The 19,769-nt window shown below is 40.3% G+C and carries 15 protein-coding genes; 9 read left to right on the top strand and 6 right to left on the bottom strand.

Annotated features, from left to right (window positions below):
- Positions 1 to 249: 249 nt before the first annotated feature.
- On the bottom strand, positions 250 to 1,002 hold the full coding sequence (locus tag RMX98_RS33840; RefSeq protein ID WP_322675748.1) for an alpha/beta fold hydrolase: 753 nt from the start codon (positions 1,000 to 1,002) through the stop codon (positions 250 to 252).
- 554 nt (positions 1,003 to 1,556) lie between these two features.
- Positions 1,557 to 4,085 (bottom strand): mannose-1-phosphate guanyltransferase, encoded by a 2,529-nt coding sequence (locus RMX98_RS33835; RefSeq protein ID WP_322675747.1) that lies wholly within the window; start codon positions 4,083 to 4,085, stop codon positions 1,557 to 1,559.
- Positions 4,086 to 4,865: 780 nt separating this feature from the next.
- On the opposite strand from RMX98_RS33835, the gene urtA reads away from it, so the two are divergent.
- From urtA to RMX98_RS33810, 5 genes are all read left to right on the top strand, one after another.
- The gene (gene urtA, locus RMX98_RS33830) at positions 4,866 to 6,179 is read left to right on the top strand and encodes an urea ABC transporter substrate-binding protein (RefSeq protein WP_322675746.1); all 1,314 of its coding nucleotides are present in this window, start codon (positions 4,866 to 4,868) and stop codon (positions 6,177 to 6,179) included.
- A gap of 89 nt (positions 6,180 to 6,268) precedes the next feature.
- Complete coding sequence (locus RMX98_RS33825) at positions 6,269 to 7,429, top strand: ABC transporter permease subunit (RefSeq protein WP_322675745.1); 1,161 nt, start codon at positions 6,269 to 6,271, stop codon at positions 7,427 to 7,429.
- 30 nt (positions 7,430 to 7,459) lie between these two features.
- Positions 7,460 to 8,578 carry an urea ABC transporter permease subunit UrtC gene (gene urtC / locus RMX98_RS33820; protein WP_322675744.1) on the top strand — a complete coding sequence of 373 codons (1,119 nt, stop codon included), beginning with the start codon at positions 7,460 to 7,462 and terminating at the stop codon, positions 8,576 to 8,578.
- Positions 8,553 to 9,299, top strand: a complete 747-nt coding sequence (urtD, locus tag RMX98_RS33815; RefSeq protein WP_322675743.1) for an urea ABC transporter ATP-binding protein UrtD — start codon at positions 8,553 to 8,555, stop codon at positions 9,297 to 9,299. The genes urtC and urtD overlap by 26 nt, the downstream gene beginning before the upstream one ends.
- Before the next feature lie 443 nt (positions 9,300 to 9,742).
- On the top strand, positions 9,743 to 11,311 hold the full coding sequence (locus RMX98_RS33810) for a M10 family metallopeptidase (protein ID WP_322675742.1): 1,569 nt from the start codon (positions 9,743 to 9,745) through the stop codon (positions 11,309 to 11,311).
- Between the two features lie 183 nt (positions 11,312 to 11,494).
- On the opposite strand, the gene RMX98_RS33805 is transcribed toward RMX98_RS33810, so the two are convergent.
- Positions 11,495 to 11,890 (bottom strand): hypothetical protein, encoded by a 396-nt coding sequence (locus RMX98_RS33805; protein ID WP_322675741.1) that lies wholly within the window; start codon positions 11,888 to 11,890, stop codon positions 11,495 to 11,497.
- A 251-nt stretch (positions 11,891 to 12,141) separates the two neighbouring features.
- Here RMX98_RS33805 and RMX98_RS33800 point away from each other — a divergent pair, with 251 nt between their 5' ends.
- From RMX98_RS33800 to urtE, 4 genes are all read left to right on the top strand, one after another.
- Positions 12,142 to 12,333 (top strand): hypothetical protein, encoded by a 192-nt coding sequence (locus RMX98_RS33800; protein WP_409882083.1) that lies wholly within the window; start codon positions 12,142 to 12,144, stop codon positions 12,331 to 12,333.
- Between the two features lie 14 nt (positions 12,334 to 12,347).
- Positions 12,348 to 12,632: a hypothetical protein gene (locus RMX98_RS33795; RefSeq protein ID WP_322679629.1), complete on the top strand. Its 285-nt coding sequence runs from the start codon at positions 12,348 to 12,350 to the stop codon at positions 12,630 to 12,632.
- 17 nt (positions 12,633 to 12,649) lie between these two features.
- Positions 12,650 to 13,054, top strand: a complete 405-nt coding sequence (locus RMX98_RS33790; RefSeq protein ID WP_322679630.1) for a type II toxin-antitoxin system VapC family toxin — start codon at positions 12,650 to 12,652, stop codon at positions 13,052 to 13,054.
- 146 nt (positions 13,055 to 13,200) lie between these two features.
- Positions 13,201 to 13,899 (top strand): urea ABC transporter ATP-binding subunit UrtE, encoded by a 699-nt coding sequence (gene urtE / locus RMX98_RS33785; RefSeq protein WP_322679631.1) that lies wholly within the window; start codon positions 13,201 to 13,203, stop codon positions 13,897 to 13,899.
- On the opposite strand, the gene RMX98_RS33780 is transcribed toward urtE, so the two are convergent.
- The 3 genes from RMX98_RS33780 to RMX98_RS33770 all read right to left on the bottom strand — a co-directional run bounded on the left by RMX98_RS33780 (position 13,862) and on the right by RMX98_RS33770 (position 19,124).
- Positions 13,862 to 14,590, bottom strand: a complete 729-nt coding sequence (locus RMX98_RS33780; protein WP_322679634.1) for a hypothetical protein — start codon at positions 14,588 to 14,590, stop codon at positions 13,862 to 13,864. The two genes, urtE and RMX98_RS33780, sit on opposite strands and share 38 nt — an antisense overlap.
- Before the next feature lie 104 nt (positions 14,591 to 14,694).
- Positions 14,695 to 16,920 (bottom strand): dynamin family protein, encoded by a 2,226-nt coding sequence (locus tag RMX98_RS33775; RefSeq protein ID WP_322679632.1) that lies wholly within the window; start codon positions 16,918 to 16,920, stop codon positions 14,695 to 14,697.
- Between the two features lie 122 nt (positions 16,921 to 17,042).
- A complete protein-coding gene (locus RMX98_RS33770) occupies positions 17,043 to 19,124 on the bottom strand; it encodes a dynamin family protein (RefSeq protein ID WP_322679633.1) in 2,082 nt (693 codons plus the stop codon).
- Positions 19,125 to 19,769 lie beyond the last annotated feature (645 nt).

The raw sequence follows: 19,769 nt of genomic DNA, 5'->3' as shown, positions 1-19,769 counted from the left end.
CGACTTTGAAGTACCTCAAAACGACTTTGAAGTACCTCAAAACGACTTTGAAGTACCTCAAAACGACTTTGAAGTACTTCAACACGACTTTGAGGTATCGCCTTTATTTTCAAGAACACCTATGCGAATGATTACACCTAGCTTGAAAGGCTGAACCATCAATAATTCGCGATCGCAGCGCCAACACTAAAGGCGATCGCACCCCATTACACCCCAAATTTCACAAGTGTGATCGCATTCTCAAAGTTATTAATTTGTAGAACTGCTAAAAGATAGTGCAGATGCTTCCCATAGATGCGGATGGTGGCGTTGCCAAAAACTCAAAATCTCTTCACCAACCTGTTGAGGATAGAAGTAGTGAAAAAAATGATATCCTTGTGGGCATTCCCAGAGTTTATCTTCTGGCTTCAACCAATTCAACCAGTCATGCAATACAGTTGGGTTGACTACCGGATCGCTCTTGCTACCACATACCATCATTGGCATAGAAACTCCGCCCTTGGGTAAATAAACCAACTTAAATAAAGAATGTGACGTGGGAGATTGTTCTAAATCTTTATCTAAGGCAGCTACTAACTTTTTAGTGGTGTGAGGTGGTTGATTTCCAAATAGACTGCGAACGGTGCTTGCTAAAACTAGCTCACGGCTGATGCTAAAAAGCTGTCGTTGAAAGTAATAGTGAGCTTGCCAATTGTTTGCAGGTTGAGCTGCTACAGCCAACAAGGTTAGCGATCGCACTTTTTGCGGAAATCGCCGCGCAAAGGTTAAGGCGATCGCACCACTCATCCCATGACCGGCTAAATGCACGGGGCGATCGCGCCATTCTAAAAACTCATACAGCAAATCCACAGCTTGATCTATGGAACTCGCTTCATCTTTGGTTTGCTGATATTCCCACTGGGCGACGTTTATATGCCCAGATAAGTATTCAAGTAATGGTTGATCAAAACGCTGCAAAACAGGACTGGCATTCAACCACAAAACATCAAATGAATCAGACATAAATACCTATAACTTCTAAATTATCAATTTCCATAAAGGCGCACAGCTAGCCGTGTGCCTCAAATCTTTACAAACCAAATTCTGTCTTCAATTGAGTAACCCAAGTTTTAATTCGCTCGTCTGTTAGTTGACTACCGTAAAACAGACCGATTTTTTTCGACATATTTTCGCCTAATATATGGATTTGCGATCGCCACGATACCTATTTGCCTTGCTGAGATATATTATCAGCTTAATGAATATCTATCTCAATAAGCCTGAAGATATCCTATCAGACTTATTGAAAGTTTTTATCATTTAGATTAAGTAAATTTTTGTAAAGTATTTCAGGAAACAAACCGAAAAGGCGGACGGACTTCAATACTACTCGGGTTTTGGATTTTCAACTCAGAATTTGGTTTGGGGAAAAGTAAACTACAGAAGCAAACATAAAAGCTTAGTTTCCTTCTGCTAGTTGGGTGGGTGGTCAATATAATTCGTAGTTCGTAATTAAAAAATTCAATTACGAATTACGAATTACGAACTTGTACTGAGCGTAGCCGAAGTATTACGAATTACACTTCGGCTGGTTGATATTCTTGTTGTCTTTCCACAAACGACTGAACACGAGTGCGGTAGTTTCTCACAGTCTCATCTACCCATTCGCGATCGTTGCTATTTGCATACAAATGCACCAGTGGTTCGCTGGCATCTGGTAAAACTAACAACCAACTGTCATCGTAGGGTTGACAAATTTTTACTCCATCGATGAGTTCTAGGTTTTGGGCTGGGTGAGTTTCCACTAAGTAACGCATCAAAGCACCCTTGGCTGTCCACGGACAACGGATTGTATAACTTTTGTGAATTACACGGGGCAATTCTGACCGCGCCGCAGCAAGCGATCGCTCCTGTATAGTCAACATCTCAATTATCTTCGCAATGCAGAACATGGAATCAAATCCCGGATGCAGTTGCGGGAAAATAAAACCAGTATCTCCACTACCTCCCAATACCACATTCGAGTTTTTCTGACAAGCTTCCATTAAAGCTGTCGGGTTGGCTTTAGTGCGAATCACTCTGCCGTCATGGCGACGGGCGACTTGTTCAATGGCACTAGAAGCATGAACTGGCACTACTACCGTTCCTCTGGGGTTAGCTGTCAGAATCATGTCTACCATCAGTGCAGTTAAAGTTTCCCCACGAATTGGATAGCCGGATTCATCAACTAAAATCAGCTGTTCTCCATTAGCGGATACTTGCACACCAAAGTTAGCTTTTAATGCCTCCACTACATGACCTAACTGAGTCAGCAATCCTTCGCGATCGGTGATTGACATCGCCGTTTTATTGACACTGGCATTCAATACTACTGCATCAGCACCAAATTTATCCAACATTTGGGGTAAAACTGCCCCTGATACGGCATAAACATAGTCAATCACCACTTTTGCGCGACTGTTGCGGAGTGTATGAACATGCAATAGTTTCTCAAAAGCAGTGCAGTAACGATCCATGACTTGGCTAGGATAAGATACATCGCCAATTTCATGAATTAGCGCCCGCCGCATATCTTCTTTAAAATAAGCCCCTTCAATTTTCTTTTCCAAGGCTTTGGTGATATTAATGCCCTTGGCATCCATGAATTCAATCAAAATGTAGTCAGGGCGATCGGGGTGTACTCGGACGTGGATACCACCAGCTACCGACATTGTGGGTATAACCGTGCGGGCAATGGGGATAGCTGTAGCATCGAGATTTTGAATATCAATACCTACTGACATCAAACCAGCAATGAGCGATCGCGTCACCATCCGAGAGACATTACGCTGGTCACGGGAAACTGTTACCTTAGAACCAGGTTTCAAAGTTGAACCGTAAGCAGATCCCAATTTCACAGCGAATTCTGGGGTAATGTCGATATTAGCTAATCCTTGGACACCGCGTTGTCCAAATAAATTTCGCTGGGCGGTATTTCCCCAAATCAAGTTAATGTTTAAAACTGCCCCTGACTCAATCTTTTTACTGGGCCAAACGCGCACACCTGGACTAATTTGGGCTTCTTCTCCCACCGTAGAAAGCGAACCTACAACAGCAGCCTCTAATACATGGGCGCGGCGGTCTACACGAGCGCCACGGGAAATTACACAGGCAGAAAGATGTGCTTCATCGCCAACAAATGCCCCATTCCAGACTATGGGGCGTTTGAGACTCGCATCAGCGCCAATAGTGACATTATCGCCAATTACAGTTCCTGCCTCAATTTGTACTCTTGCACCGATGCGGCAATTATCACCAATCACTGCTGGAGTTTCAATCACAGCCGTCTGGTCGATGTAAGTATTTTGGCCTACCCATAATTTATGGGAAATTTCTTTGTAGGCAAAATCGAGATTTACCTTTTGATCTAAGGCATCATACTGAGCCTCACGATAGGCATCTAAGTGACCAACATCGCACCAGTAACCTTGAGCGATGTAACCATACATTGGCTCATCTTTTGCTAGTAATAAGGGGAATAAGTCTTTAGAAAAGTCGGATTCAATGTTGGCTGACAGATATTCCAAAACTTCTGGTTCGAGAATGTAAGTGCCAGTGTTGACGGTATCGGAAAAAATTTCACTACTAGAGGGTTTTTCTAAAAATCGCCGAATTCGTCTTTCCTCATCGGTAATCACCACTCCAAACTCAATCGGGTTGGGAACTCTGGTTAAAATCAAAGTAGCTTTTGACTTATTTTGTTTGTGAAATGCGATCGCAGCCGTGAGGTCAAAATCTGTTATGCTATCACCGCTAATGACTAAAAAGGTTTCATCAAGAAGTTCAGCAATGTTTTTTACACAGCCTGCTGTACCCAAAGGCTGATCTTCTTCGACAGCATAAGTCATTTGAACACCAAAATCGCTGCCATCTTGAAAATAGTCCCGCAAGACATCAGGTAAATAATGCAATGTCGCAATAACTTCTGTAATTTGATGTCTTTTGAGAAGATTGATAATATGTTCGGCAATTGGTCGATTTAGAATCGGCACCATCGGTTTGGGTAAATCGCAAGTTAACGGGCGAAGCCGCGTTCCCGAACCCCCCGCCATCAGTACTGCACGCATAAATCCTCCTTAACTAGTTACAGCCTTTGCTGTTTCAAGACCAATGAGATATGTTTTATCGAAACAGAATTCAGGAGTCAGGTGGTCGCCGAGCGCAGTCGAGGTGAGTCAAAATGGGCTAAACGCCTCGCTACCGCTAACAGAATAAATTTTGTGCGACACTTCGACTAGGCTCAGTGCATCGCTGGTAGATGAATCCAGGAGTTTAAGATCCCCACTAAATCAAAGATTTAGTGGTCAACAAGACAGTGGCGGGTCTGAATCCCCCACTGATAGCGCCGGCGGCAAGCGAGTCCGTGAACGTCTTCATTCTGACTCCTGAATTCTGACCCTTCGGCAAGCTCAGGGCATCGCTTCTGAATTCTTTTTCAATCTTCCTTCTTTAGTCTCCTATGGATATTGAGATTTGAGGAACTTCCATAAGATGCAATCTTGACTAGGGCATCAGGGATGGGTCGTGGAGGTATTGGGCATCTGACCGAAACAGAAAATGATCCAGAGTGAGTAAATCTTAAAACGAACCTACCTCAAAAATCGACCTCATGTCTGAGCTGCTAAGATTTTAGCCCAACTAAAGAGCATAACAAATTAACCTACCTTGATGGAAAGTGCTAGTCCTATAAATTTTAAAAAGTTTGTTTTTTATTACAAAAACAAACTTTTTTGTATAAGTCGTCACTTTTTCCTAGTAAACTATCGCACTAATATCACACTTTAAAGATTGATATTGTCAGCTTTCGATGAGTTAGCTGATTCATCAAGAGGAAAATTCATAAAGATATGAGAAGACAATTTAACCGACGCAAGTTTTTAATCTACGGTTCGCTAACTTTTGGAAGCAGCTTTTTTCTCAAGGCTTGCGCGAATAATTCCCCAAGTGCTACAGAGAGTCCAGTTGCACCTACTGCTTCACCAGCAGCAGCCGCTACTGGTGACACCATTAAAATAGGCATTTTGCACTCTCTGAGTGGTACGATGGCTATTAGTGAAAAAAGCGTTGTCGATGCTGAAAAATTAGCAATCAAAGAAATTAATGCTGCCGGTGGTGTCTTAGGTAAACAAATTGAAGCGATTACCGAAGATGGTGCTTCTAACTGGGATACTTTTAGGGAAAAGGCAACTAAGCTAATCGATCAAGATAAAGTCGCTGTAGTTTTTGGTTGTTGGACTTCTGCTAGCCGCAAGAACGTTAAGCCAGTATTCGAGAGCAAAAATCACATGCTCTGGTATCCTGTGCAATATGAAGGCCAAGAATGTTCAAAAAATATTTTCTATACTGGCGCTGCGCCAAATCAACAAATCGAACCATCTGTTGATTGGCTGTTAAAAAATAAGGGCAAAGAATTCTTCTTAGTTGGCTCTGACTACGTTTTTCCCCGGACTGCTAACACAATTATTAAAGCTCAATTAGAAGCTTCAGGTGGTAAAACAGTTGGCGAAGATTATTTACCTCTAGGTAACACAGAAGTTACACCAATTATCACTAAAATTAAGCAAGCTTTGCCTAATGGAGGTGTAATTTACAATACTCTAAATGGTGATAGCAATGTTGCTTTCTTCAAACAATTGAAAGGTGCTGGATTGACACCAGAAAGATATCCTTCTATGTCTGTTAGTATTGCCGAAGAAGAAGTTAAAGCAATTGGTGTAGAGTATCTCAAAGGTCACTATGCTGCTTGGAATTACTTCCAAACAGTAGACACACCAGCTAATAAAAAGTTTGTCGCAGCTTTCAAAAAAGAATATGGTGAAAATCGGGTAACAAATGACCCAATGGAAGCAGCGTATATCGCAGTTTATTTGTGGAAGCAAGCAGTACAAAAAGCTGGTACTACAGACATAGCTAAGGTAAGTGCTGCGGCTTATGGTCAAACCATAGATGCACCTGAAGGTAAAGTGACAATGAATGCTAATCATCACATATCTAAAATTGTGCGAATTGGTCAAGTAAGGCTAGATGGTTTGTTTGATATTGTTTATGCTACTCCTGCGCCAGTTGAGCCAGTTCCTTGGAATCAATTTGTGAAAGAAACTAAGGGATTTGCTTGTGATTGGAGTGACCCTGCTAAGGGTGGTAAGTACAAGAAAGTTTAATTCAATTAGTCATTAGTCATTAGTCATTAGTCATTGGTGAATAACAAAGGACAAATGACAAATGACCAATGACAAATAAGGAGAAATAAGTGTTAGCAGGATTTTTAGAAGCGGTATTTAATGGTATTAGTATTGGCGCTGTTTTATTAATTGCCGCGTTGGGACTGGCTATTATATTTGGATTGATGGGTGTCATCAATATGGCGCATGGTGAATTGATGATGTTTGGCGCTTATACAACTTATGTTGTCCAAAATGTCTGCAAACAATTGGGCGGAGTGTGGTTTGAAGTCTATATATTTTTGGCTTTGATTATTGCTTTTATATTCACGGCTGCTGTAGGACTAATTTTAGAAAGAGGCGTGATTCGTTATCTCTATGGCCGCCCATTAGAAACTTTACTAGCAACTTGGGGAGTAAGTTTAATTTTTCAGCAGTTCGTTCGCAGTGTGAATTGGGTACTGATAATTAGTATAGCTATATTTTCACTATTGTTTTTTGGAGGTTTATGGATTTTAAATTCCCGCACAGATTTCGGAAGGGTTCGTAATTGGATTGTGACGGCAATCTTTTTATTATCGCTAGGGGTGACAATTACAATGGGCAATTTATTGAGTCAATCTTATCAGTTAGCTGTGACTCAACCTTGGTTTGGCGCTCAAAATGTGGATGTCACTGCACCGACTTGGTTACAAGCGGGGATGTCTTTAGGTGGTGTACAATTACCTTTTGCCAGGTTATTTATCATTGTTTTAACAATAATCTGTGTGGCAGGAATTTATTTATTTTTACAAGGTTCTAGCTGGGGTTTAAGAATTAGGGCGGTGACGCAAAACCGGAGTATGAGTGCTTGTTTGGGTATTCCAACTCAAAAGGTTGATGCAATTACTTTTGCACTGGGTTCTGGTTTAGCTGGTGTGGCTGGATGTGCGATTAGTTTACTCGGTTCTGTAGGGCCAAATACGGGACAAAACTATATTATTGATACTTTTATGGTTGTTGTTGTTGGAGGTGTGGGTAATTTAGCCGGGACGATTGTGGCTGCTTTGGCTATTGGTACGGCTAATTTTTTAATTGGTTCTGGAACTATAGCTTTGTTGTTGAGTCCTGTTAAGCCTTTGGCTGATTTGTTTACTTTTTTTGCGACGACGAGTATGGCGAAGGTGATGGTGTTTGCGCTGATTATTGTGTTTTTGCAGTGGAAGCCTGGGGGAATTTTTCCGCAGAAGGGACGTACTGTTGATATTTAACGAACCGCAGAGACGCAGAGGACGCAGAGAATGAGGAAGAAGGGAGGAGGGTTATTAATTGAGGTGGGGGTGGCGATCGCGATCGCACTCTTCCTTATAATTATCATGCCAGTGGTGCTGTCGGAATTTCGCCTGAATTTGTTGGGACGATTTTTGTCGCTGGCGATCGCCGCTTTGGGTATCGATTTGATTTGGGGGTATACTGGTTTATTGAGTTTGGGACATGGTATTTTCTTTGGTTTGGGTGGCTATGCGATCGCAATGTACCTGAAGCTGCAAGTCCCTACTGGTGAATTACCTGATTTCATGGGGCTTTATGGGGTTACAGAACTTCCCGCTTTTTGGCAACCTTTTTATTCTTTTCCTTTGACAATAGCTTTGGTAGTACTAATCCCTGGGTTATTGGCGGGATTGTTGGGATATTTGGTTTTTCGGAATCGCCTCAAGGGAGTTTATTTTTCTATCTTGACTCAGGCGGGAACTATTGTATTTTTCAATTTCTTTAATGGTCAACAAAAACTATTTAATGGGACGAACGGACTCATAGATTTTACAACTTTGTTTGGGGCAACGGTTAGCGATACCAAAACACAGTTTGTTTTTTATATTCTAACGGTAGTCTTTCTCGCAATTACCTACGGAATTTGTCGCTGGTTGACAACTGGACGCTTTGGGAGGTTGTTAATAGCGATTCGTGATGATGAAAGTCGGGTAAGATTTTCTGGCTATGACCCTACAGATTTTAAGGTGTTGGTGTTTGCAGTTTCAGGTGCGATCGCAGGTATAGCAGGAGCATTTTACACGATTCAAAGTGGTTCTGTCTCACCTAGAGCAATGGATATTGCCTTTTCGATTGAAATGGTGATTTGGGTAGCTGTAGGCGGACGCGCTACTTTAATTGGCGCGATTGTGGGAACTTTGTTAGTAAATTATGCCCGCACTTTTTTAAGCGAACAATTTGCTGAAATCTGGCTATTTTTCCAAGGCGCACTATTTTTGATAGTCGTCACAGTCCTTCCTGACGGTATCGTGGGATGGTTGCGTAGTCAGAATATTTCCTTTTTCAACCGTCGTCAAGAAATTGCGACATATCCCACCTTGGAAGAAGACCCCGAAGTGCAACATGAACGCGAAAATATTGGAAACTGAAAATGTAACTGTTAGTTTTGACGGTTTTAAGGCGCTAAATCAGCTTAACTTTAGTATGGATGTGGGTGAATTACGAGTAGTAATTGGCCCCAATGGTGCAGGAAAGACAACTTTTCTGGATGTAATTACCGGGAAAGTGCAACCAACTGTAGGGCGAGTTTTATTCAAAGGAAGAAACCTACGTTCTTTACCTGAATATAAAATTGCCCGATTGGGAATTGGACGTAAGTTTCAAACACCCCGAATTTATCTAAATTTAACGCCCCGCGAAAATCTAGAAATTACTAGTAATAAAAAGAAAAATGTCTTTTCTACTTTGTTTGAACGTTCTAATGCTATTGAAAAAAATAATATTAAAGGATTATTAGAAACCATCGGCTTAACGCCGAAGGCAGATATCAAAGCCGCTTTACTTTCTCATGGAGAAAAGCAACGTTTAGAAATTGGGATGTTAGTAGCACAGTCACCTGATTTGTTACTTGTTGATGAACCAGTTGCGGGTTTAACAGATGAAGAAACATATAATATTGGCGAACTACTTTTAGCATTAGCGCAGAGTCATTCAATTTTAGTAATTGAACATGATATGGAATTTGTGCGTCAAATTGCCAAGAAAGTAACAGTGTTACATGAAGGTTCGGTGCTGTGCGAAGGTAATTTTGAAGAAGTCCAAAATGACTCCCGTGTTATTGAAGTATATTTAGGAAAACAGGAAGACTAAATTCTCTCTGTACCATCGTCATAGCTAAGATACTCCTCAAAACTCAGCAGTTTTTGAGTTTTCGTCCTTTGGGTCATTTGCTTTGCCTTCTTACCCTACCCAGACTATCACTATAAATATTATAAAGTTATCTATTCTTGCCCAAGTGTTGAATAATTCCATCTTATACATAAGTGTGAAAACTGTAGTTCGCTAACCTGCAATTGTTTTTCTTCCTCCAAAGTTACAGAAGAATATTCAATATAAACACTTAAAGATAGGAAAAGTAGGAAAGGTAGGAAAAGTAGGATATTTTTTACAAGCTATTAAATATGTTGCTGATGTGTTGTAACTTGATATTAGGTTGCTAGGAAGTTATTTAATTACTTGGTGATTCAGTATTTAAAAAACATCCTCTCCCTCTTTTATGACTAATTAAAATTGAAATTTAGGAACTATTAATTATGGTTCGCGCTACTACTTTGCCTGTTGCTCAAAAGCCTTTGACAAACAATGTTTACATTGATGGAATTCTCTGGGGTGGGAAGTATTATTCGTCTTCAGGTTCATCTCCAACAAAGATTGATTACTCTTTCTGGAATTCAACAGCCGCAAGTTTTGACGATCCCTACAATAACTACGCTACAACGTCCAATAACTGGACTTCTGCGGGAAAAGATTCTTTAATACAAGCTCTGAACACTTGGGCAGCAGTTGCTAATATTCAATTTGTAGATGCTGGAGATAATAATGCATCTGCTACTCTGGGCTTGTATAACGTGAATAATGCTCAGTTAGGTGGGGATTTGTTGGGATATTTCAATCCTCCTGGAGAAAATGGCCAGGGAATAGGCTATTTTAATCGAGAAGGACTGGGTGGGAGTGTTGCTGGGACTCCAGGTAGCCTTGCCTTTCTCGTTTCAGTTCATGAACTAGGACATGGATTAGGGCTGGCTCACCCTCACGATAATGGAGGAGGTTCGCCAATTTACCCAGGGGTTACTTCAGCTTTTGGAAGTACAGGAAACTTTGGCTTGAACCAGGGCATTTACACCACTATGTCTTACAATACTGGGTTTTACAGTCAGAATGGTAACAAAAATGGACTAGGCTACGGTCTTCAAAGCACGCCTATGGCGTTTGATATTGCCGCCATTCAGTATCTCTACGGCCCAAATAATAGCTACAAGACTGGTAATGATACATACTACTTGCCTAGTGTCAACCAATCTGGTACTAGTTATTCCTGTATTTGGGATGCTGGTGGAGTTGATACAATTAGCGGTATAAGCGCACAATCGAGTGTAAATATCAATCTCAATGATGCCTCCCTGAATACTGCTCAAGACGGGGCAGGCGCTGGTGGCTATGTCTCTTTTGCTGCTGGCATTTTTGGAGGATTTACCATTGCCAACAGCGTGGTGATTGAAAACGCGACTGGCTCTAATTTTAACGATCAAATTATAGGTAATGAATTTAACAATAGTTTAGTTGGCAATGATGGTAGTGATACTATCGACGGTGGTGCTGGCAATGATACCCTCAATGGTGGCAATGGCAACGACAGATTAATTGGTCGTAGTGGCAGCGATCGCGTCACTGGTGGTGCTGGCAATGATGTTCTTATCGGCGGCGCTGGCAATGACGTTCTTGTTGGTGGTACGGGGACCGACCGTTTTCTTTACGATACAGAAGCTGCATTTGCTAGGGCTGATGTCGGTCAAGATAGCATCAGCGACTTCAATCGCTCCCAAGGCGATAAGATTGTACTTGATAGGACTACCTTTACCGCACTCTCTTCTACCTCAGGTAATAGCTTGGCTGCCAGTGATTTTGCAATTGCGAGTCTTGATATTCTAGGTATCCCACTGACTGGAGAATTGCTGAATGCTAAGATTGTTTACAATTCTACCAATGGGTCTTTGTATTACAACCAAAATGGTACGGCGGTCGCCTTCGGTACTGGTGGTCTATTTGCTACTCTTTCTAATGTACCAACTTTGGCTGCCAGTGACTTTATCGTGCAAGCGTAGTTAGTTAACTTCAATATTTTAATAAAATCTGCGCGCACACCAATTTTGAATGGCGATCGCCTAGCTAAACTGGCGTTGGCTTAGTTGCAGGCTATCTATAGCTTGCTGAAGCCAAAGGTAGAGGAGCATTTGAGATTTTAGATTGTTCAATCCCAAATCTCAAATGTCAAATTACCTGGTTTTCTATGCAGGTTTCCCATTCTGATCTAATGATTGTTCTGCAAGATTTTTTAAGCGGCTTGCTCTCATTTTGCGGATGCGATCGCTATTGCGAACACCGCCCGCCATTTCATATTCAGCGCTGTCTTTGCCGTACTTGATAGCAACCACCATTAACATTTTTTCAGAAAGCTGTTTCAAGTTTTTTTCCATCTCTTCAACTTCTGTTAAAGAAGAGTCAACAATAGCCAGAGCGGTATTATGAACATCAAGTTTGTTACGTAACTGTTCGATTGACTCAATCAGTTTTTCTAAAGTATAATCTTCTTCAAATTTAATGCTTGGAACAATCGATTTCATCCCAGATGCTCTTAATTCAGCTTTTTCTAAAACGCGGGATGTACGTTTTTGACGAGACATAAATTTGCTCTTTTAAGATACTTCTAGAGCTAGCTTGCCTCAATTAAACCTGATTCCGGTTCAGCATAAATCGCAATTTCTGCTCGTGAAATTTTTAGCTTATACCAGTAATATCTCGGTAGATAATTACTCATATAGGAATCTGGTTTGATTACTGAAATTATTTGCGTAGATAGGCAATAGGCAAAAGGCACTCTTGCAAGAGGATTTCAGAAGATTAAGGTATACCGAATTTTTTTCAGAAATCAAATATGAGTCCTATATACGAAGGCAAGAGGCAAAAGGTAAGAAACACCAGAGTAATCGCTACAGACTTAAGAGTAATCGCTACAGACTTAAGAGTAATCGCTACAGACTTGGGAGTAATCGCTACAGACTTGGGAGTAATCGCTACAGACTTAATATTTATCGAGAAAAGCTATAATTGCCCTAGTTTTAGTTGAAATCGTTTATTTCTATGAGTCAACTGCTAACACTGGAATTAAGTGATGATGTCTATGCAGCTTTGAAGCAGCAAGCTGATGCCGCCGGACTTTCGGTAGCAGAATTGATTGTCATATCTGTTGTTGATGGGCAGCATCGTCTTCTGAGTGTTACTAAACTACAACCAGAAGTTCAGTCAGAAGAAGCATATCAACGCTTATTTAGTTATGCAGGTGCAATCAGCTTGGGTTATGCCACAGGTATAGACAATGAAAGCATTGATGCTGACTTGGCAAAAGCTTATGCCAATGACTTTTAAGCATTGGAATATAGATAATGCTTCTTGATACATCAGGATTGCTCTGCTTTCTCCATAAAGATGAGCCACAACATCAAAGGGCAGTTGAACTGATTGTTACTACAAGCAGAACCCGGCTTACGCACAACTATGTTCTAGCAGAATTAGTGGCTCTAGCATTAGTTCGAGGCTTTTCCCGTTCAATTGTACTGTCATATAGCCTTGAACTAATCAACAATTCAAACGTTCAAATTGTATGGGTTGATGAGCCGCTACATCGAGAAGCTATAGATTTATTATTAGCAAGACAGGATAAAACTTATTCCTTATGTGATGCTGTAAGCTTTGTATTGATGCGTAGGCAAGGAATTATGGAGGCATTAACAACTGATAAACACTTTGAGCAAGAAGGTTTTACTCGTTTGTTGCATTCAGCAGGCTAACACTCTGCTGCAACAGACAGGCGGGAGATGCCGCCTGTGTATCAAAGGTCGTCTAGCATCGCTAAACTGTTGAATAATTCCGTCTTGTACAGAACTATAAAAACTCAATTCTTCCTCTCTGCGGCTGTGCGCCTCTGCATGAACTAATGCTACAAATCTCTAACCTCAATGTTTACTACGGCGAAAGCCACATTCTCCGCAACGTAGATTTAAGCGTACCATCCGGGCAAATGGTCTGCCTAATCGGACGCAATGGTGTAGGTAAAACCACCCTACTCAAAACCATCATGGGTTTACTCAAACCCCGTAGCGGTACTATTAACTTAGCTGAAGAATTAATTAACTCTAAATCTCCAGACCAAAGGGCGAAATTGGGAATTGGTTATGTTCCCCAAGGACGAGAAATTATCCCCCGTTTAACAGTCAAAGAAAATCTACTGCTGGGGTTGGAAGCGAGAAAGAAACCAGTTAAAAAAGCAGAAATTCCAGAAGAAGTTTTTAGCTTATTCCCGGTATTAAAAACCATGCTTGCGCGGATGGGTGGTGATTTGAGTGGAGGACAGCAGCAACAATTAGCGATCGCACGTGCTTTAATGGGAGAACCTCAATTACTCGTCTTGGATGAACCCACTGAAGGTATTCAACCCTCAATCATTCTAGAAATCGAAGCGGCAGTTCGTCGCATCGTCGAAACCACAGGTATTTCGGTTTTATTGGTAGAGCAACATTTACACTTTGTCCGTCAGGCTGATTATTATTACGCCATGCAAAAAGGTGGTATTGTCGCCTCCGGTTCCACAGCCGAACTCAGCCAAGATGTGATTCAGCGCTTTTTAGCTGTTTAATTTTTGAGATTTCTATATCAACAGTGTCAGAAGCAATTAAATCTGCTGCTTCTTGTAAAAGCTCATTCTGTTCCTTTTGAATTGCTTCTAAGCGACTAGAAATTTCTGCTAATCGCTGTTGTTTATTTGGTTGAAAATTTTCAGGAAGTAAAACTGGTATGTTATCAGCTTGTTTAACACCTGTGATTTGTTGAAAAGTAAAACTTCCAAATTTAGCTAATGATAAAAAGCTAACTTTAATCAAAGCCTGAAGCAATTTTAAAGGAACTTGCAATATTGACCAGCTAGCTGTTTCAATCAAGCGGACAATTGCTTTAATGATGCTCCAACTGAGAGCAAGTGCAAACAGCAGAATTACTAAACTAATAATTGGGTGATTACTCGCCCAACCTATTATTTGAACTAACCGAAAAAATATCGGGTGTTGTGCTAGCCAATCACTTGCAGAAGATGCGATCGCACCTTTTACCGCTCCCGATGTTGTACTCTTAAATTGCTCTGCTGTTTGCCAACTTTGTTCTAAATTTTTCGTAACTCTATCAATTGCTATATCAGTTGTTGTATTCAAAGACTCCCCAGCTTGTTGTGCTGAGTTACTTAGAGAGTTAACGCTTCCACCTACAAAATCTTTCACATTTTGCAAGCGTTGTAAAACTCCATTAGGTAAATGTAGGTCTATTTGAGATGCCATAAAATATTTTACCAAGGCTGAAATTTTTGCAAAGACTATTCCTAATTCTAATAAAATTAGGATGGAATCTAAAGAACCCAGACTACTCAAAAAGTCGGGGTTGTTCATTTCTTATTCAAAATGCTGTAAGCTTCATTAACTAAGTGCATTTTCTCTTGCGCTTGTTTTAGCATTTGCGGCTGATTGACAAACAAATCTGGATGCCATTTTTTCACTAAAGTTCGATAAGCTTGCTTTACCTCAGCCTGAGAAGCATAAGCTTGCAATCCTAAAATTCCGTAGGCGCTAGTAATCCGATCTTTTTCCGTCTGGGTTTTTGGTTGAGTGGGTGCTTTGTTGCTTTGAGTTGTATTTTGTTGTTTACCAGTTTGAGAACCAGGTGATTGCATCTCTGCTTTCATTCGCGCTATTTCCTCGTTGATTTCCCAATCACGAAATTTCGCCTCCAAATCTTCTTTCCGAGGAGAGGGAGAAGCTTTTGGCGGTGGTGGTGAAACAGATTTTACCTTTGTCTCAGTATGCTTGGCAGTATTTGTATTTTCTTGTTGTTGCTTAACACTATTATCTTTTGCAGGAGAAGTTTGAACTCTCTTTGGTTGTGGCGAATATTTTCTATTGGTGTTGCTGTATTTGGGTATTTCTTTATAAGGTTGATGATTTGAAAGTATTTTGACTTTTTCTAACTCTTGCAACAACTGATTAAAACCATTTTGTAACCGTTGCAAATTTTCCCGTTTATTAGTAATTTCTTGCGGTTCTTGACTAAATTCAAAACAAATTACTTTTTCGGCTTTCTGCTCATATTCAGCCAAAATAGCTAACCCTTGACTGCTGAAGTGCGATAAATAATCTTCAATTGCTGTTATACAAAGTTTAGCGACTTCCTGATGATAAGATTCCTTTGCTAATTTATCGTCTTGTTTTTGAATATTCTTGTTTAACAAATAAGAAATACTCCCGACAACAGCAGCACCAACTGGCCCACCTAACAACCAACCAATACCACCACCAACAGCGATGGAACCAGGTTCACTCAAATCATCGCTATTGCTTGGCTTTGAGGGTAGTATTACTTGTGGTTCGCTAGGAAAGGGAATTAATAAATCTTGCGGCCGTTCTTCTTGGAAAAATTCATAAGCTTGATAAAGCCATTTTACCGCAGCCAATTGCACTTGATTCAGGTCTTTTTTCAGAATATTTCTTTGCCAAGCTTTAAAGTTATTTTCTGCCAATGCAACTGCCGCATCAGCTTGATATTTTGTAAGTAAGTTGGGTAATGCTAGCCAATCGCGTAACTCTCCCAAGCTAGTATTAAAGCCTTTATAAATTAAGTTGGCTGCTTTTTGTTTAATTTCAGTTTTAGTATTTTGTTTATCATCAAAAGATTTAATTTCAATAGCAATCGGGTCAATTTTAGCTTTTAATAAGTGTTGGATTTGAGAAGCGATCGCCTCCACTCTTGGCAAACGCACATTACCATGATTCGGTTGCAAAATCCCGACAATATTTTGCAAAGCTGTTTCAAAAGCCGCCAAACCGCTACTATTAGCAGCAGCAACATCGCCTTTTAATCTGGCTCTTAAAGCAGGTAAAGCATCAACGCGATATAAATTACTAAAACCTGGAGGTAATTCGGCTCGAAAGCTTTCTGCAACAAACAGGAGGCGATTTTGGACTTGTTTTTGCTCGTCGGGTTCGAGTAAGTTCAGAAAATTAGCAACAAATATAACTGTTTTAATACCGCGATCTAATAGCCAATCTCGTAAGTTTTCCCGCTCACCTAAAGTCATTAATTTACGTGCATCTAATAATTGGATAACTAAATCTGCACTTAATAGTTGTTCTCTGATTAAATTATCTTGTTCATCCCGATCATTTGTTCCCGGTAAATCGAGAAATTCTACACCCGTTTCCAAAAATGGATGCGGACAAAAAACTTCCACCGATGCGACATCTTTTCGCATCTGCCTATTGCCATCAAGAATAGCAAACTTCTGTAAAACTTCTGTGCCACTGCGATAGATTTCTGTACCATCTACCAACATGATGCGAGTTCGCACATCAGAACCATACTTGACAGTAATCGCTGCGCCTGTAGTAGGAATTAAATCAATTGGTAAGGTGCGATTCCCTAGCATGGCATTTAATAAGGTAGATTTGCCATGATTAAAAGGCCCAAATACCGCAATCCGAAAGCTAGGATTAACTAGATGATTGCAAATAGTAATTATATCTTGATGCAGTTGTGATTTGCGTTCTAAATTCAGTAATGTAGATGCAGATTTGAGAGAATCTTCTAAATCCTTATAACCTTCATACTGTTGTTGCATAATTCCTCGTTCCCAGTTTTTGCCTGGTAATGCAATTACCTCACATTCTTATAGTTACGGGAGGTTCCACCTCCCTGTAGGCATTCCCAGCTAAAAACTGGGAACGAGAGTAATGAGATTTATCAACTATAATAAGCTAATAAATTGCTATACGCTGCCTCGATTTTTTGTAACTGAGCTATTACGTCTTCCTGTAATTCTTTTAAACGCTTGAACTCAGTTTCACGATTTATTTCGCGGGTTTGTTTCTGTTTGACTAGATTATCTAATTCAGATTTCCGAGATAAAATATCATCGTTAATCCGCTTACTAACTTCTCTTTCGTAAGAGTCAAAACACTCTTTGACGGCATTGTATACAACTTGAGATTGCTCATGTGCGACTTGGGGCAGGTGTTTAACTAACTCTTTTTTCGCTGTTTTAACTAACTCTTTACGCGCTTGATCTGCTTGCAAAAATCCTACTCCTAAACCTAGCAGTGCAAACCCGATGGGGCCAAGAAAAATACCTGTGACTGCCGAAATTATCCCACCAATACCAATTACAGTGAAGTAGTTTAACAAGATATTTTTCCAATCAAATCCCGCCCCAGCTAGTGCCAAACCAGCAAGATTTCCGTTAGATATTGATAACAATCCCATTGCCCATTTTGCCCAGCCGGGAGATTTATCATCTTCAGCAGTAGCTGTGGTATGTACTTTTACATCTTGTCCAGTCAGCTTTTCTGTTATTTTATCTGTAACTTGACTGTAAGACGCGCCATATTGTGCAGCACTGCGAGAAAGTTCTTTAAAAGCTGCATTGATATCTTTTTCAGCAGTTAATGTCCAAGCAGCAGATTTATCAGTGATATATTGCTCAAAGGCTTTTTGCAGTGCGGTGTTAAATGCTTCTCTTTTACCACTACTGAGAAAATCAAACAAATCTAATTCCGGCTGATAGCGTAAGAAATCGGTTTCAAAGGTATTACCTAAATTTAAAACGTAGCTGCGAAAAGATTCAGAAATTGTTCTTGCTTGAGTGTCTCTGGTATTGATAATTTCCTTTTGAAATTCATCTCGAATACCTGTGAGTTTGTTAAACTCTGGTTCTACTGAATCAATCCGTTTTTTTAATTCATTTACATCTTGATCAAGTAATGGTATGCGTCTTGCAATTGCTTCGCCGATATGATTGCAGGCGAGTCTTGCTAAGGTTCTGACTTGACGGAGTTCTGCGATCGCACGTTCTTTGGTAAGAAAAGTATTCAGTGCTTCCATAAACTTCGGAAAGCCAGTCCCGTCTAAATCAGCCTGGGGATTTTTCAACCGTCGTCTGAGTGCTTGAATTGACGAAAGCTCAAATACTCGTTCGTCATAAATATTCTGACCTTCTACAGTACAATATTCTGCTAAATTCGCGTTAAATACTTGTCGCAATCTATTCTCAGATGCTTGTAATTCTTCGACATCATCAGGATCAATCAATGATTCCCGCACCTGATCCCAAGCATTAACTAAGAAGAAAACTGTTAATCCTCGACCTTTGATATAATTTTCTAAGTAGCGACGCTCACCCAAAGTACAAGGTTGAGAAGCTCTCATCACAAACAAAATTGCATGGCAATTATTTACATAACCCAAAGATAATTCATTTCGCGCTTCTGTATCATTTAATCCTGGACTATCGACAATTTCAATTCCCTTTTCTAGTAGCGTTAAGGGATACTCAACTACTGCATAATCAACATCGGGAAATGCTTGTTTTTTCTCCTGCTCTAGTTTTTTGGCTTCAGCCGGATCAATGGTATATTTATATTTAAAGTTCTGAAAATCTAGCTGCTGCGGGCTTTTTCCATCATTAAAATGAATGGTAACTTTCTTTTCTGGCCCATAACGTAAAACTGTTAACACTGCGGTACAAGGGTTAACATCGCTCGGTAATAAGTTTTCCCCAATTAAGGCATTGAGAAACGTGCTTTTCCCTCGTTTCATATCGCCCAATACCAAAAGGCGAAATACACCTTGACGGAGGTTTTTACTAGCTACTGTAATATCTTCAATATCTCGTTCTAAACTGAGTTTTCCTGATGAAGAGTCTCCAGCCAACTCAGCTTGATTAATTGTTTGGGCTAGTTTACTCAAACATACAGAAATCTCTGATCGCACTTGAGCAACACGCTCTAAATCTTGGATAAATCTCTCAGTTACTACTTGATCGCTCATAATATTTACACTATATACGTTCTTGATGTTCAAGTTCTTTTTCGCGATTGCTTTCAGATGTCATCGGTGTCCATCCCTTTTAAGACAATGAAAAGATGTCAGCATTCACTCATCAATCATGCTGTATACTAGCTTGCGTAAATATTTAAAAACCCCAGTAATATTACTAGTAGTTAAGTCAATTACGAATTACGAATTACAAATTATGTTGAGTGCTTTCGGCAATTTGGCATCCAAAATTTTTCTATTGCAGTTTTAATTGAGATATCAACAGGGTTACAGGAAAATTGAGAAAATTCTACAAGGGATAAATTCCCGTCTCAAAATCCCACCCAATGGCCAGTTGTTGACGCGCACACTCTCCGCACCACCTTAACGTGGATACAGTGCAAGCGTCATCGCTTCACCACAACTGGCTAGAATTCAAACAGAAAACACATATAGTTCGCGCAGCGTGGTGTAGCCATACTGATTTGCGTAGACAGGGCAATAGGTAATAGGCACTCTTGCAAGGGGAAAGAAGGCTTCCTAGTTCTACTGAGTTTTTTCACGCAATCAAATATGAGTCCTATAGAACCTGACGGGGCGAGGAAATAAGCTAAAAAGCTTACAATTTAAAGAATACAGCAATTTATGGTAGAAAAA

It is taken from the genome of Nostoc sp. DedQUE02, assembly GCF_034531035.1.
Taxonomy (GTDB): Bacteria; Cyanobacteriota; Cyanobacteriia; order Cyanobacteriales; family Nostocaceae; genus Nostoc.
This window is presented reverse-complemented; position numbering and strand designations above follow the sequence as displayed.

What these genes read in the sequence shown, in the direction of transcription:
- RMX98_RS33770 (WP_322679633.1), bottom strand. Translation starts at nt 19,124, where the DNA reads ATGAGCGATCAAGTAGTAACTGAGAGATTTATCCAAGATTTAGAGCGT.
- RMX98_RS33780 (WP_322679634.1), bottom strand. Translation starts at nt 14,590, where the DNA reads ATGGCATCTCAAATAGACCTACATTTACCTAATGGAGTTTTACAACGC.
- urtE (WP_322679631.1), top strand. Translation starts at nt 13,201, where the DNA reads ATGCTACAAATCTCTAACCTCAATGTTTACTACGGCGAAAGCCACATT.
- RMX98_RS33795 (WP_322679629.1), top strand. Translation starts at nt 12,348, where the DNA reads ATGAGTCAACTGCTAACACTGGAATTAAGTGATGATGTCTATGCAGCT.
- RMX98_RS33805 (WP_322675741.1), bottom strand. Translation starts at nt 11,890, where the DNA reads ATGTCTCGTCAAAAACGTACATCCCGCGTTTTAGAAAAAGCTGAATTA.
- RMX98_RS33840 (WP_322675748.1), bottom strand. Translation starts at nt 1,002, where the DNA reads ATGTCTGATTCATTTGATGTTTTGTGGTTGAATGCCAGTCCTGTTTTG.
- RMX98_RS33835 (WP_322675747.1), bottom strand. Translation starts at nt 4,085, where the DNA reads ATGCGTGCAGTACTGATGGCGGGGGGTTCGGGAACGCGGCTTCGCCCG.
- RMX98_RS33810 (WP_322675742.1), top strand. Translation starts at nt 9,743, where the DNA reads ATGGTTCGCGCTACTACTTTGCCTGTTGCTCAAAAGCCTTTGACAAAC.
- urtC (WP_322675744.1), top strand. Translation starts at nt 7,460, where the DNA reads ATGAGGAAGAAGGGAGGAGGGTTATTAATTGAGGTGGGGGTGGCGATC.
- RMX98_RS33790 (WP_322679630.1), top strand. Translation starts at nt 12,650, where the DNA reads ATGCTTCTTGATACATCAGGATTGCTCTGCTTTCTCCATAAAGATGAG.
- RMX98_RS33775 (WP_322679632.1), bottom strand. Translation starts at nt 16,920, where the DNA reads ATGCAACAACAGTATGAAGGTTATAAGGATTTAGAAGATTCTCTCAAA.
- urtA (WP_322675746.1), top strand. Translation starts at nt 4,866, where the DNA reads ATGAGAAGACAATTTAACCGACGCAAGTTTTTAATCTACGGTTCGCTA.
- urtD (WP_322675743.1), top strand. Translation starts at nt 8,553, where the DNA reads ATGAACGCGAAAATATTGGAAACTGAAAATGTAACTGTTAGTTTTGAC.
- RMX98_RS33800 (WP_409882083.1), top strand. Translation starts at nt 12,142, where the DNA reads ATGAGTCCTATATACGAAGGCAAGAGGCAAAAGGTAAGAAACACCAGA.